This window comes from Nonomuraea sp. ZG12 (genome assembly GCF_052068115.1).
Taxonomy (GTDB): Bacteria; Actinomycetota; Actinomycetes; order Streptosporangiales; family Streptosporangiaceae; genus Nonomuraea.
Map to the genome: position 1 here is coordinate 1 of NZ_JBQHCW010000006.1, position 13,091 is coordinate 13,091.

Sequence of the window (13,091 nt, forward strand, 5' to 3'; positions counted from 1 at the left end):
GGCCTCTGACGAGGCTTCTGACATGAGCGATCCCGGCGGCCCGAGGTTCACCGGAGTGATCGTTGCACGCGTCGGCAGCAGCGTGGAATACGTCGGGAATACGCCTGGTCACCCGGCATCGAGAGATGACTTCGGGCGGAACCCCTTTGCCGGGGGCGCCTGTCTTTGCAGTGATGCTGAAGGAGTTGGAGGGGTGATGACGATCAGCGGCCAGATGCGCCGGCTTCGTCGCCGGTAGTCCCGCAGCGGGCCTCGCAGTCGCTGTAGCGCTCCACCTGATGATGAAGTAGGCCGCCCCCTGCCACCGTTCTCGGTGAGCGCGGCGAACGCAACAGCGTGAAGGCAGCTCCTTTGCTGGGCCGTCTGTGGGCCGTCCGTCGCTGGCCAGAGATGACAACCGATGGCCGAGATTGACGACTCTGTGACAGGCCAACGCTGGGCATGGCAGGCACCTCACGACGTCGGTGATACGGCTCAATAGTCCCTGAAGAAGAAGATGGCCTGAGCCGTCTCACGTGGAGGGCCGCCTACGGGCGGCCCTTTTCTGTGCGGGTCAAGACCATCTCTTTGATGATCGCTGGCGTGGCACGGTTGATCACCTGGGTAAGAGCTCTCCGTAACCAGTCGTACGCGTTTCGGGGGGTTCGAATGCGACTGCCTTTCATCAGTGGCGTGGGTGTGGTCGTGGTCGCTGCGATCCTCTCCGGGTGCGGATCCGAGCCGGTGACCCAGGTCAAGGACACCAAGGCGGAGGCCGCCGCCAAGCTGCAACGGAGCAAGGCCGCCAAGGTAGCGGCCGCGGCCAAGGTCAAGGCCAACGAACTGGGGCAGATCCCGGTGCTCATGTGGCACCGCATCGTCCCCAAACCGGCCACCACCGACGACCGCACGCCCGCGAAGTTCCGCGAGGATCTCGAACGGCTGGTCAAGGACGGCTACGTGCCGATCACGGCAGCGGAGCTCGTCACCGGCAAGATCGACATCCCGGCGGGCAAGCACCCGGTCGTCCTCACCTTCGACGACTCCTCGCCCAGCCAGCTCACGCTGGACGCGATGGGCACGCCGCAGAAGGACACCGCGATCGCGATCCTGCAGGACGTGGCCGCCAAGAACCCGGGCTTCCGCCCGGTCGCCACCTTCTACGTCACCCGCGACATGTTCGGCAAGAGCAAGCGGGAGGAGCAGTCGCAACTGCTGATCTGGCTCAGGGACAACGGCTTCGACATCGGCAACCACACCCGCGACCACCACAACCTGCGCGGGCGCAGCAAGCAGCAGGTCGAGGAGCAGATCGGCAGCATCGCCGAGACGATCACCTCGCTTTCCCAGACCAAGCCGGTCTCCATCGCGCTGCCGTACGGCAACCAGCCCAACAAGAAGGAATGGGCCCTGCGCGGTCCCCACTACCAGCACCGCGCCGCCTTCCTGGCCGGCTACACGCCCGCGCCGTCGCCGTACAGCAAGTCCTATGACCCGCTCGGCATCCCGCGTATCCGCGCCATGGACAAGAAGGGCGACTGCGCGCAGTTCTGCTCGACGGCCTGGCTCGACTGGCTGAAGGCCAACCCGGACATGCGCTACACCTCCGACGGAGACCCGGCGACCGTGGCGTACCCGAAGTTCAAGAACCCGTTCCTGCGCACGTCGTACAAGGCCCGCTCGCTGATGTACTAGCGGACGCGGCCGATCAGCACCGCGAGCGCCACCGGGTCCAAGGGCAGGTTCACCACGTCGGCCATCCGGACGTCGAACGGCCGCGTGGTCCCGGTGGCCAGGTCGAGGACGTGGTACGCGGTGTCGCGCCACCGGCCTGCGGACCTGACCACGAGGGCGTCCTCGCCCTCCCAGCGCACGATCGCCGCCGCCTGACGGCCGGTGGGCAGGCGCGGGACGACGGTGCGCGCGGTGCGGCCCGTCGTGGGGTCCACCAGGACGACGCCGGCGTTGACCACGTTCTGCGGGGTGACCTCGTCGGCGAGCGTGGCCATCAGGCGCCCTGAGGGGGACGGCAGGGCGCCGCTCAGGTTGCCGGGCAACTCGATCCGCTGGACGGCCTCGCCCGTGGGCGAGCGGATGACGTACGAGATCGACGAGACGTGTCCGGGCCTGGTGGTCGTGGTCTTCTCCGACGCCAGGACGAGGCCCTCCGTGGTCCAGCCGACGACCGCGCCCCCGGGCATCGGCGCCGGGCACCCACCACCGCTCCCCTGTCATGGTCACGAGGGTCCAGTTCTGGCAGGGGCCGGTCTGTTCCATACATGAGGGTTTGTACGCGTACCGCACGGCAGCGGTCGTGGGTCCGTCGAGCTTCTCGGGCGGCTGGGCCGGCGCCGCCGCAGCCGCCTTCGGGGTGATGAACCGGACCGGCGGCTCCGCCGAGAGCGGGGCGACCACCCAGGCGGCGGCCACGACGGCGGCCACGACGGCGGCCACGACGGCGGCGGCGAGTCCGGCGGCGGTGGCGGTGGCGGAACGCCAGGGTCGCCTCATGGCCACCTGCCGAAGACGGCGTCGGTGGGGATGTCCCGCAGCGGGCCGGTCCTGCCGGTGGCCGGGTCCAGGAGGTGGTGTTCGGCCGAATCGCCGTCCTCCGGGTCGATCTCGATCAGGACGCGGCCGTCCTCGGCCCATCCGAGCGGCTCGGGCGGTCCGTAGTGCTTGGGGAGCCGCAGCCGCGTCCGCTCGCGGACCCGGCCGGTGCGCGCGTCCATGGTCATCACCTCGTCGTCCGTTGTGATGATCAGGGACCGTGGGTCCAGGGACACGTGCGGGCGCAGAGTGGGGTCGAAAGGCACGCGGGTACGGACGTCGCCCCGGTGGTCCAGCGTCAGGAGCTCGGTGTCGGGGGAGCCGGGCAGAGCCGGACGGCCGGTGGTGGCGACCAGGCCGCCGGGGCCGAAGCCGAGCACACGGTGGATCTCGGGAAGTTTCGTCCGGTAGTTCGTCCGGGTGTCGACGAGCTCCACCCCGGTGGGCGTGGTCACGCTCAGGTAGCGGCCGTCGTGGGAGATGGCCGGGGTCGGGGCGGACCCGCGCGGCAGCGGGTCGGTGAGCTCGTGCGTCACACCACTGGACAGGTCCAGCATGACCAGGCGGCCGGTGGCGTCGTCGAGGTAGACGACGTGGAGGCCGTCGCCGCTGAGCGCGAGGGGCGCGGTCCTGCCGGGGCCCACGTCGGCGCGGGCCTGGACCAGGGGATGACCGTCCTCCGTCGCCGTGCCGTCGTCCGCGTACAGTCTCCACTCGTTCGTCGACCGGCTCGCGTACCGGGCCGGTCCGCTGAAGGCCCCCGCGGCGGCACGCCGCTCGTCCGGCGGCTCCACCTCCCCGTACGGCGTGACGGTGGCGAGGCCGACGGCGAGCAGCGCCGAGGCGAGCACCGGCCAGTGCCGCCCGGACGCCAGGCGCAGAGCCCGCAGCACGTCCACCGGGCGCGAGGTGGCCACGGCCTTCGCCGCCGCCGGGCTGCGGCCGGTGGGTCGCCACGGGGCCATGGCCTTCACCACCGCCAGCGTCGGAAGTCCGAAGGCGAGAAGCCAGCCGATCACCTTCAACGCGTAGGGGATCTCCGGCAGTCCGCTGCCCGGTGCGATCCACAGCGCGACGATCGTGCCGCCCGCGAGCAGCGTGCGCACGGAGTTGGACCGGATCGCCACCTTGGCGACCAGGTCGGCGGGCCCGGCGGCCGGCTCCCGTCTGTTCAGGCCCATGACGAGCAGCTCCACGGCGAGCACGACGCCGAGGGTGCAGACCGCCCAGAGCCGTTCGGTGACCGCGACCTCCTGCCAGAACGAACGCAGCACCGCGCTCAGCGCGACGGCGGACGCGAGGACGGCCGCCGTTCGCCAGGCGAGCGTGAGCAGCGGCGGCGCGAGCATGACGCCGATGGGCCGGCGAATACGCCCGCCGTCCCGGGCGAATCGCAACTCCGCCGTGACAATGCTGAGGAACCAGCCGCTGAATGCCAGGTAAAGGCCGCCGCGGAAGGAATCGGTGGTGTATCCGGCGAGCATGAAACCCGACCCGATTCCCGCCCCCGCCCACATGAACCGCTGCCGTACATGCAGGTGGCGCAGAATGCGATCCACGCTGAACGCCGTGACGACCAGCATGTGGCGGTCCGCGAAGTTGTCCACGGCAGCCCGTTGAACGGGTGCGCGGACGCCTCTATAGGCGAATATCGACCCCGTCGCCGCCACTAAGAGAAATGTGATTGATACCATGCACTGCCTTTGGCCACCCGGGGAAATGGCGCCGAGAGCGGCGGTCGGCGAGCTGCGGCTCACCACCACCCACCTGACGGTGATCGGTGCACCAGAGACGCGGATGGCCGGCTACGACCCCGCGGAGGCGGCCGATGTCAGTCGGGCGGTGGCTACTCGGCGTAGGGTTGGTCCGTACCGTGAGAGCTGTAGCCGAGACTCCAGATGTAGCCGTCCGGGTCCGCGAAGGAGCCGCCGTACCCGCCCCACGGCAGGGCGCCGGCGGGCTTGAGGACCGTGGCGCCGGCCTTCTCCGCCTCCGCGAGGATCTCGTCGACCCGCGCCTCACTACGGACGACGTAGGTGAGGACCAGCCCGCTGAAGCCGCTGCCCTCCGGGCTCGTGCCTACCTGGTCGGCCAGGCCGTCGCGGCCGTAGAAGCCGACGGGGGAGGCCCCGTCGGACTCGAAGAACACCGAGACGCCGTAGTCGTCCTTGATCTTCCAGCCGAGCCCCTCCGTGTAGAACCGCTTGGCCCGGTCCATGTCCTGGACGCCGAGCAGGATCGAGCTGACGTGCGCTTTCATGTCGTGTCTCCTTGGTGTGCGAGGGATGATGCATCTGCGAGACACGCTACAAACGGCCCCGTACCGGGCGCTTCTCCATTCGTGCTCGCTTCGGCCGACGTCGGCGGGGCCGGGTCGGCGACACCTTCCAGGGCCGGCTGCTCAGGGCGCGCGGCGGTGCAAGGAGAAGAACTGAGAGGATGTACGTCGCGCTGGTGCGATGAAATGGGGTGTGTGTCACCATTCCTGACAGGTGCGCGGCAAACCGTGACGTCACGAACGGTTAACAGTTCTCTGGGAAGTAGTCCGGCGTCGTAAAGTTTGCGTGGTCGGGCTTTGTGCACACGTGGGGAAGATGAATGCCGCAGATCTCGCCGCTCGTAGCCGGCGATCCCACCCAGTTGGGGTCGTTCGAGCTGTCCGGGCGGATCGGTGAAGGCGGCCAGGGCATCGTCTTCCTGGGCATCAACGACCAGGGCGAGCGCGCGGCCGTCAAATTGCTGCACGTGAAATTCACCGGTGACACCATCGCCCGGTCCCGTTTCGCCAGAGAGCTGAAGGCCGCCAAGCGGGTGGCGTCGTTCTGCACGGCCAGGGTGATGGAGGCCGACCTCGACGGCGACACGCCCTACATCGCCAGCGAGTACATCGAGGGCCCGGCGCTGAAGGAGATCATCGACAGCGAGGGGCCGCTGCGCGGGACGGTGCTCGACCGGCTGGCCATCGGCACGGCCACCGCGCTGACCGCGATCCACCACGCCTCGATCATCCACCGCGACCTCAAGCCCGACAACGTGCTCATCGCCGCCGACGGGCCCCGGGTGGTGGACTTCGGGATCGCCCGGATCATCGACTCGAGCGGGACCATCACCAGCAGGGCCATCGGGACGCCCGCCTACATGGCGCCGGAGCAGATCGCCGGCGACGAGGTCGGGCCCTATACGGACGTGTTCTCGTGGGGGGCGACGATCACGTTCGCGGCCACCGGGACGTCCGTGTTCGAGGGCAGCTCCATCGCCGCCGTGCTCAACCGGATCCTCAACCACGAGGTCGACGTGGGGATGATGCCGGAGCCGCTGCGCGGGGTGGTGCGCGCGGCCCTGTCCAAGTCGCCCGCCGACCGGCCGTCCGCCGACCAGATCCTGCTGCGGCTGCTCGGCCAGCCCGAGACCGTGGGCGCCTCCACGGCCGTGCTGACCCAGGGCGTGCAGGTGGCGAGCGACGACACCACGCCGTTCATGCGGGTCTCGCCGACGCTCGCCAAGCGGGAGACCGGCGGCACCGTGGCCCCGCCCGCCCCCGCCACATCGCCCCAGCACACCGGAGGCATGGCCCACCAGCAGACGAGCGGCACCCCGTCCCGGCACACCGGAGGCGGGCCGTACCAGCACAGGGGCGGCACCCCGGTTCAGGAGACCGGCGACGCGGCGCCGTACCAGCAGATCGGCGGCGGCGCGCCGGCACCGGTGCCCGCGCGGCGCGGGCGCCGGAGGTGGTGGGTGGCGCTGGCCGCCACGCTGGCCCTAGTCGTGGCCGCGGCGGTGGCGGTGGCGGTGCTCGCCGTCGCGAACGGCTGGCCGCCGGCGCTCTTCGGCGACACGGCGGGGGAGGAGCCCTTCGACGAGCAGCCCTCGGCCGCCTACTCGTCCGTGGCGGACAAGGTCGCCAAGACCGGGAAGCTCGTGGTCGGGGTGAAGGGCGACCTGCCGGGCGTCGGCCTCCTGCGCGGCGGCGACTTCGAGGGGTTCGACGTGGACCTCGCCAAGCGGATCGCCGAGGAGCTGGGCGCCGAGCAGACCGACTTCGTCGCCGTGTCCAGGGGCAACAGGGCCGGCGCGCTGGCCGAGGGCCGGGTGGACATGGTGATCGCCACCTACTCCGTCAACGACGACGACGTCGAGTTCGCCGGGCCCTACTACCTCGCCCACCAGGACCTGCTGGTGCGCACCGGGTCCATCGACTCGATCGACGACCTGAAGGGCAAGAAGATCTGCGGCGTCAACAGCCCGTCCGTCGGCTTCGTGCAGGACCGGGTGAAGGTCGAGCCGGTCCCGGCCGGCAACTACGCCGAGTGCATGGACCTGCTCAGGAGCGGCGGCGTGGACGCGGTGCCGGGCGACGACCTCATCCTGGCCGGGTTCGCCAGCCGGGAGAACCAGCGCTACAAGGTGCTCGGCGCCAAGCTCAACGACGAGCGCTACGCCGTCGCGCTCAAGGAGGGCGACGTCAAGACCTGCAAGGCGATCAACGGCGTGATCGCCGACCTCTACCGCACCGGGTTCGTCGAGCAGCTCATGAAGAAACATTTCGCCAACGTGGAGTTCACACCGGAGTCGAAGGTGCCCGCGATGAAAGCCTGCGGATGACGACCGGGTAACATCCGAAAGTCAGTGAATCTACCTGCGAGTTAGGGGAAGGCCATGGCCACGCCCGTCAAGGTGACCGTCACCGGAGCAGCCGGTCAGATCGGCTACGCGCTGCTGTTCCGCATCGCGTCGGGCCAGCTGCTGGGCCGGGACGTCCCGGTCAAGCTGAGCCTGCTGGAGATCCCGCAGGCGGTGAAGGCCGCCGAGGGCACCGCGATGGAGCTCGACGACTGCGCCTTCCCGCTGCTGTCCGGCATCGAGATCACCGACAGCGCCGACGTCGCCTTCAATGGCGCGAACATCGCGCTGCTGGTCGGCGCCATGCCGCGCAAGGCCGGCATGGAGCGCGGTGACCTGCTCGGCGCCAACGGCGGCATCTTCGGCCCGCAGGGCAAGGCGATCAACGACCATGCCGCGGACGACATCAAGGTCCTGGTGGTGGGCAACCCCGCCAACACCAACGCGCTCATCGCGCAGCAGAACGCGCCGGACGTCCCGGCCGACCGGTTCACCGCGATGACCCGCCTCGACCACAACCGCGCCCTGTCGCAGCTCGCGGCCAAGCTGCAGGTCCCGGTGACCGAGATCAAGCACCTGACGATCTGGGGCAACCACTCCGCCACGCAGTATCCCGACCTCTTCCACGCCGAGGTCGGCGGCAAGATCGCGGCCGACCAGGTCGACCCCGAGTGGCTGCGCGACACCTTCATCCCGACGGTGGCCAAGCGCGGCGCCGCCATCATCGAGGCCCGTGGCGCGTCCTCCGCCGCCTCGGCCGCCAACGCGGCCATCGACCACGTCCATGACTGGGTCAACGGCACGGAGTGGACCTCGGCCGCGGTCGTGTCCGACGGCTCCTACGGCGTGCCCGAGGGGCTCATCTCGTCGTTCCCGGTCCGCGCCGTGGACGGCAGGTTCGAGATCATCCTGGGGCTGGAGATCGACGGGTTCTCCCGCGAGCGCATCGACGCCTCCGTCCGCGAGCTCACCGAGGAGCGCGACGCGGTCCGCGAGCTGGGCCTGATCTGACACCTTCGCCCACCCGGCCCATCTCCGGCCCTACGGCTGGAGGGGGGTGGCCGGGTGGGTGGCCGCGGGGCCGCGTGGGGTGGGGTCGGGTGTCGCGAACACCACCCCGGCGGCGACCGTCATGCTGGCGAGCACGACGAGGATGCCGAACAGCACCTTCGTAACCCTTGGTGAAAAGTTCCTCACATTTCGTATCAGAGCATAAATTTAGCGCCGGTACACGGTCAATTGCCGGAAAGCGCATCCCAGGCATCGGAGACGATGTCCCGCAGGGAGGTCCGCTCGGCCTTCCACCCCAGCTCACGCTGGATCTTCTCGGACGAGGCGACCAGCACCGCCGGATCCCCGGCACGACGCGGGCCGACCACCGAGGGGATCTCGTGCCCGGTGACCTCACGGCAGACCGAGATCACCTCCTGCACCGAGAAGCCGGTGCCGTTGCCCAGGTTGTAGACCTTGTGCTCGCCCTCCTCGCAGGCCTCCAGCGCCAGCAAATGCGCGCGCGCCAGGTCGGAGACGTGCACGTAGTCGCGCACACAGGTGCCGTCGGCCGTCGGATAGTCGGTGCCGAACACGCTGACCGACTCCCGCTCGCCCGTGGCGACCTTGAGCACGTTCGGGATGAGGTGGGTCTCCACGGCGTGCCGCTCGCGGTAGTGGCCGTAGGCGCCGGCCACGTTGAAGTAGCGCAGGCTGACCGCGCCCAGGCCGCGCAGCCCCGCGTACGCCGACAGGGCGGTGTCCACGGCCAGCTTGGAGGCGCCGTAGGGGTTCGTCGGCCGGGTGGGGTCGCTCTCCTGGATCGGCGCCCGCTCCGGCTCGCCGTACGTGGCCGCCGTCGAGGAGAACACGATCTTGCGTACGTCGCGCTCGCGCATGGCCTCCAGCAGCGCCAGCGTGCCGCCGAGGTTGTTGGCCCAGTAGAGCTCCGGCTTCTGCACCGACTCTCCGACGAGTGACTTGGCCGCGAAGTGCAGCACCGCGTCCGCCCCGTCGAGCGCGCCGCCCGCGTCGGTGATCGGGGCCTCGACGAACCGCGCACCGCTCGGCACCGCGTCCGCGTGCCCGGTGGACAGGTCGTCGAGCACCGTCACCTCATGACCGGCCTCGATGAGCTGGGCGGCGACGACGCTGCCGACGTATCCGGCACCTCCGGTGACCAGCAGCCTCATGTTCACTCCTGTCTGAATATGTTTGATTTTGTACGGCTTGGCGTTCAGCATACGCGGGAAAGCCGCCGAGTACGCTGCCAAACACCATGTTTGACACCGTCGTGGCCAACATCGCCCTGGTTCTGCTGTTCATCCTGGTCGGCGGGTTCTTCGCCGGCGCCGAGATGGCCATGGTCTCCCTGCGGGAGAGCCAGGTCCGCAAGCTGTCCCAGCTCGGTCGCCGTGGCGAGCGGGTGGCCAAGCTCGCCCGCGATCCCAACCGGTTCCTGTCCGCCGTGCAGATCGGCGTGACCGTCGCCACCATGCTCTCTGCCGCCTTCGGCGCCGACCGGCTCGGCATGCAGCTCTCTCCCGTCCTGGAGGGGTGGGGGGTGCCCACCGCGGTCTCCCCCCTGCTCGCGCTCGTGCTGGTGACGCTGGCCATCTCGTACGTCTCCCTGGTGCTCGGAGAGCTGGCGCCCAAACGCCTGGCCCTGCAGCGGGCCGAGGGGCTGTCGCTGGTCGTCGCCCCGTTCCTGGACAGCCTCGCCACCCTGTCGCGCCCCGTCATCTGGGCGCTGTCCAGGTCGACCGACGGCGTCGTCAGGCTGCTCGGCGGCAACCCGAAGGCCGACAGGGAGGAGGTGACCACCGAGGAGCTGCGGGACATGGTCGTCGGGCACGCCGAGCTGACCCCCGACGAGCGCAACCTCATCGCCGAGGTGTTCGCCGCCGGCAAGCGGCAGCTGCGCGAGGTCATGCTGCCGCGCACCGAGGTGGAGTTCATGGAGGCCGACACGCCGCTGGCCGAGGCCGCGGTGCTGGCCGCCGGGCTGCCGCACTCACGCTTCCCCGTCTACCGTGAGTCCTACGACGAGGTCATCGGGTTCGTGCACGTGCGGGACCTGCTGGACCCGGTGCTCACCGGGCGCACCGAGCCGCTGAGCGAGCTGGTGCCCATCAGGCCCGCGAAGTTCGTGCCCGCCTCCAAACGCCTGCTCACGACCCTGTCGGAGATGCGCGACGAGGGGCAGCACATGGTCATCGTCATCGACGAGTACGGCGGCACGGCCGGCATCGTGACCATGGAGGACCTGGTCGAGGAGCTCATCGGCGACATCAGGGATGAGTACGACATCGAGGACGACACCGTGATCCTGCCCGCCGGCGAGATCGAGATCGACGGCCTGACGAACCTCAACGACTTCGCCACAGAGACCGGCATCCGGCTGCCCGACGGGCCCTACGAGACGCTGGGCGGCTTCGTCATGGCCATGCTCGGGCACGTCCCCCAGCTGTACGAGCGGGTCGAGGTGCCCGGCTTCGAGCTGACCGTGACCGAGCTCGACGGCCGCCGTATCGCCAGGGTGAGAGTGAAACGCCGGGGGCCGGTCGAGTCGCCTCCCGAACAGGATTCCTGACACAATTGCCTGCTATGGCCAGACCTCGTGTACTCTCCGGCATCCAGCCCACAGCGGACTCCTTCCACCTGGGCAACTACCTGGGTGCGGTTCGTCAGTGGGTCACGCTGCAGGAGACCCACGACGCCTTCTACTGCGTGGTGGACCTGCACGCGATCACTGTCGCGACCGAGCCCGCCGCCCTGCGCCGCCGCAGCCGGGTCGCCGCCGCGCAGCTCTTCGCCGCCGGGCTCGACCCCGAGCGCTCCACGGTCTTCGTGCAGTCGCACGTCCGTGAGCACACCGAGCTGGCGTGGATCCTGATCTGCCAGACCGGCATGGGCGAAGCCGCCCGGATGACCCAGTTCAAGGACAAGTCCGCCAAGTTCGGCGAGCAGGCCGCCAGCGTCGGCCTGTTCACCTACCCGATCCTGCAGGCCGCCGACATCCTGATCTACCAGGCCAACAGCGTCCCGGTGGGCGCCGACCAGAAGCAGCACCTGGAGCTCACCCGCGACCTCGGCCAGCGCTTCAACCACCGCTTCGGCGACACCTTCACGATCCCGGAGCCGTACATCCTCAAGGAGGTCGAGAAGATCACCGACCTCCAGGACCCGTCGGCGAAGATGTCCAAGTCCTCCTCCAGTCCCGGGGGGATCCTGGACGTCCTGGAGCAGCCGGGGCCGCTGCGCAAGAAGGTCATGCGCGCCGTCACCGACACCGGGTCCGAGGTGCTCTTCGACGAGGAGAACAAGCCGGGCATCTCCAACCTGCTGCGCATCCAGTCCGCGCTCACCGGGACCGCCATCCCCGACCTGGTCGCCCGTTACGAGGGGCAGGGCTACGGCACGTTCAAGAAGGACGTGGCGGAGGCCGTGGTCGAGACGTTCACGCCGATCCGCGAGCGCACCGAGAAGCTCCTGGCCGACGAGGTGGAGCTCGACCGCCTGCTGGCCATCGGCGCCGAGCGCGCCCGCCTGGTGGCCCGCCGGACCATGGCCGAGGTCCGGGACCGGGTCGGCTTCCTCCCCACCCTCTGACGCCGTAGGGGGCGGGCCCTGACAGCCCGCCCCCGTCACTCCTCCCCGGAGCGTGTCGTCCACAGGGCGGAGATGGGAAGACAGGTCAGCCCGTCCCCGAAACTCAGCGACTCCGACCCGCAATAGAGAACGAACCCCGCTCGCATGCGGTCACCCAGGCGCCGCTGAAGAAGCCGAAGCCCCCGAAAATCCTCACTGCGTACGGTCTCCGCTGACTTGACCTCGATACCGATGATCTCGCCCGCGTTGTTCTCGATGACACCGTCGACCTCGTACTGATCCCGGTCCCGGTAGTGGAACAGCCGTGCGGGAGTGTTCGACCAGGTGAGCTGCTTGCAGATCTCGCTGAGGACGAAATTCTCCAAGAGGCCGCCCAACGGCGCCGCGCCGGTGCCGGTCGTCAGGTAGCCGGCGAGCCCGGGGTCGACGAAGATCACTTTAGGCGTCGCGACGGCACGCGTGGTGGCATTGGCCGACCAGCCGGGCAGGAGACGGACCAGGAAGATCGTCTCCAGAATGTCCACATAGTGACGAACGGTCGGGTTGGATACCTGCAACTCGTTCGCGAGCCTGTTGATATTGAGGAGGCCGGCGGTCTGACCCGCCAGGAGGGAGATGAGGCGGCGCATCTCGCTCGCTCGCGCGATATCGGCTACTTGCCGGACGTCGCGCGCGAGCAGATCCGCGACGTACGCCTCGAAGAAGCGCTGCCGACGCCTCGGAGCGGTCCGCTTGACGGCTTCCGGATAGCCGCCACGTGCCGCCAGGGCCAGGTAGTCCTGCTTCCGCAGCCCGAGCCACTCGCTGCGCAGGTCGGCTCCCTGATCGAACGACGCGTCGACGAATCCATCCTCGTGCCCGTCGATCTCCCCCACGGACAGTGGCCACAGCTCGATGGTCTCGGACCTGCCAGGTAGCGCGTCAGGGAGACTGCGCAGGCCAAGAAGCCGGGCAGAGCCGGTGAGAAGAAACCGTCCAGGACGGGGATCCCGATCCACGACATGCTTGATCGCGAGCCATAGATCCGGAACGCGTTGCACCTCATCGATGAGCATGAGACCGGGATGCTGCACGAATCGGATCGGGTCGTCGTGCGCTGATACGCGCACCGTCGGATCGTCGAGAAAGCGCGCGATGCCGTTCGGCGCGTTGCGCCACACCCTCTCGGCCAGGGTGCTCTTACCCACCTGACGGGCACCGTTGATGACCACCACGCGTGTGTCGTCCAAGGCCTCGTACACCAGGGAAGCCGCACGTCGTGGGAGGTAATCGATGGCTTCTCGCATGTGTCCAGCCTAGCTGCGTTTTTAAGTCTGCCGTGGGTCCTGCTTTAAATC

At 69.1% G+C, this 13,091-nt stretch carries 12 protein-coding genes; 6 read left to right on the forward strand and 6 right to left on the reverse strand.

Features of this window, described 5'->3' with window-relative positions; translation table 11 throughout:
* Both ACTMTF_RS18650 and ACTMTF_RS18655 read left to right on the forward strand, forming a co-directional pair.
* Window positions 1-238, forward strand: a 238-nt coding sequence (locus ACTMTF_RS18650) for a hypothetical protein (RefSeq protein ID WP_441111824.1), incomplete at its 5' end; no start/stop codon positions are given.
* Window positions 239-648: 410 nt separating this feature from the next.
* Window positions 649-1,674 (forward strand): polysaccharide deacetylase family protein, encoded by a 1,026-nt coding sequence (locus ACTMTF_RS18655; RefSeq protein WP_441111825.1) that lies wholly within the window; start codon window positions 649-651, stop codon window positions 1,672-1,674.
* Here the strand turns inward: ACTMTF_RS18655 and ACTMTF_RS18660 are convergent.
* The 3 genes from ACTMTF_RS18660 to ACTMTF_RS18670 form a co-directional block, all read right to left on the reverse strand.
* Window positions 1,671-2,180, reverse strand: a complete 510-nt coding sequence (locus ACTMTF_RS18660) for a hypothetical protein (protein WP_441111826.1) — start codon at window positions 2,178-2,180, stop codon at window positions 1,671-1,673. The two genes, ACTMTF_RS18655 and ACTMTF_RS18660, sit on opposite strands and share 4 nt — an antisense overlap.
* Window positions 2,181-2,486: 306 nt before the next feature.
* Window positions 2,487-4,136, reverse strand: a complete 1,650-nt coding sequence (locus ACTMTF_RS18665) for a hypothetical protein (protein WP_441111827.1) — start codon at window positions 4,134-4,136, stop codon at window positions 2,487-2,489.
* A gap of 239 nt (window positions 4,137-4,375) precedes the next feature.
* Complete coding sequence (locus tag ACTMTF_RS18670; RefSeq protein ID WP_397008145.1) at window positions 4,376-4,789, reverse strand: VOC family protein; 414 nt, start codon at window positions 4,787-4,789, stop codon at window positions 4,376-4,378.
* 338 nt (window positions 4,790-5,127) lie between these two features.
* Between ACTMTF_RS18670 and ACTMTF_RS18675 the strand changes: the two genes are divergently transcribed.
* Both ACTMTF_RS18675 and ACTMTF_RS18680 read left to right on the forward strand, forming a co-directional pair.
* On the forward strand, window positions 5,128-7,134 hold the full coding sequence (locus tag ACTMTF_RS18675; protein WP_441111828.1) for a serine/threonine-protein kinase: 2,007 nt from the start codon (window positions 5,128-5,130) through the stop codon (window positions 7,132-7,134).
* Window positions 7,135-7,188: 54 nt separating this feature from the next.
* Entirely contained in the window at window positions 7,189-8,163 is a 975-nt protein-coding gene (locus ACTMTF_RS18680; RefSeq protein ID WP_441111829.1) for a malate dehydrogenase, read from the forward strand.
* Window positions 8,164-8,193: 30 nt separating this feature from the next.
* Here ACTMTF_RS18680 and ACTMTF_RS18685 read toward each other — a convergent pair whose 3' ends face one another.
* The gene (locus ACTMTF_RS18685; protein ID WP_397008151.1) at window positions 8,194-8,319 is read right to left on the reverse strand and encodes a hypothetical protein; all 126 of its coding nucleotides are present in this window, start codon (window positions 8,317-8,319) and stop codon (window positions 8,194-8,196) included.
* 68 nt (window positions 8,320-8,387) lie between these two features.
* The gene (gene galE, locus ACTMTF_RS18690; protein ID WP_441111830.1) at window positions 8,388-9,335 is read right to left on the reverse strand and encodes a UDP-glucose 4-epimerase GalE; all 948 of its coding nucleotides are present in this window, start codon (window positions 9,333-9,335) and stop codon (window positions 8,388-8,390) included.
* Window positions 9,336-9,421: 86 nt separating this feature from the next.
* On the opposite strand from galE, the gene ACTMTF_RS18695 reads away from it, so the two are divergent.
* Together ACTMTF_RS18695 and trpS are read left to right on the forward strand one after the other, a co-directional pair.
* Complete coding sequence (locus ACTMTF_RS18695; RefSeq protein WP_441111831.1) at window positions 9,422-10,735, forward strand: hemolysin family protein; 1,314 nt, start codon at window positions 9,422-9,424, stop codon at window positions 10,733-10,735.
* Window positions 10,736-10,749: 14 nt separating this feature from the next.
* The gene (trpS, locus tag ACTMTF_RS18700) at window positions 10,750-11,754 is read left to right on the forward strand and encodes a tryptophan--tRNA ligase (RefSeq protein ID WP_441111832.1); all 1,005 of its coding nucleotides are present in this window, start codon (window positions 10,750-10,752) and stop codon (window positions 11,752-11,754) included.
* Window positions 11,755-11,789: 35 nt separating this feature from the next.
* Here trpS and ACTMTF_RS18705 read toward each other — a convergent pair whose 3' ends face one another.
* Window positions 11,790-13,040: an ATP-binding protein gene (locus tag ACTMTF_RS18705; protein WP_441111833.1), complete on the reverse strand. Its 1,251-nt coding sequence runs from the start codon at window positions 13,038-13,040 to the stop codon at window positions 11,790-11,792.
* Window positions 13,041-13,091: the final 51 nt, after the last annotated feature.

Coding starts and splice junctions, on each gene's coding strand:
- ACTMTF_RS18655 (WP_441111825.1), top strand. CDS start 649: ATGCGACTGCCTTTCATCAGTGGCGTGGGTGTGGTCGTGGTCGCTGCG.
- ACTMTF_RS18660 (WP_441111826.1), bottom strand. CDS start 2,180: ATGCCCGGGGGCGCGGTCGTCGGCTGGACCACGGAGGGCCTCGTCCTG.
- ACTMTF_RS18670 (WP_397008145.1), bottom strand. CDS start 4,789: ATGAAAGCGCACGTCAGCTCGATCCTGCTCGGCGTCCAGGACATGGAC.
- ACTMTF_RS18675 (WP_441111828.1), top strand. CDS start 5,128: ATGCCGCAGATCTCGCCGCTCGTAGCCGGCGATCCCACCCAGTTGGGG.
- ACTMTF_RS18680 (WP_441111829.1), top strand. CDS start 7,189: ATGGCCACGCCCGTCAAGGTGACCGTCACCGGAGCAGCCGGTCAGATC.
- galE (WP_441111830.1), bottom strand. CDS start 9,335: ATGAGGCTGCTGGTCACCGGAGGTGCCGGATACGTCGGCAGCGTCGTC.
- ACTMTF_RS18695 (WP_441111831.1), top strand. CDS start 9,422: ATGTTTGACACCGTCGTGGCCAACATCGCCCTGGTTCTGCTGTTCATC.
- trpS (WP_441111832.1), top strand. CDS start 10,750: ATGGCCAGACCTCGTGTACTCTCCGGCATCCAGCCCACAGCGGACTCC.
- ACTMTF_RS18705 (WP_441111833.1), bottom strand. CDS start 13,040: ATGCGAGAAGCCATCGATTACCTCCCACGACGTGCGGCTTCCCTGGTG.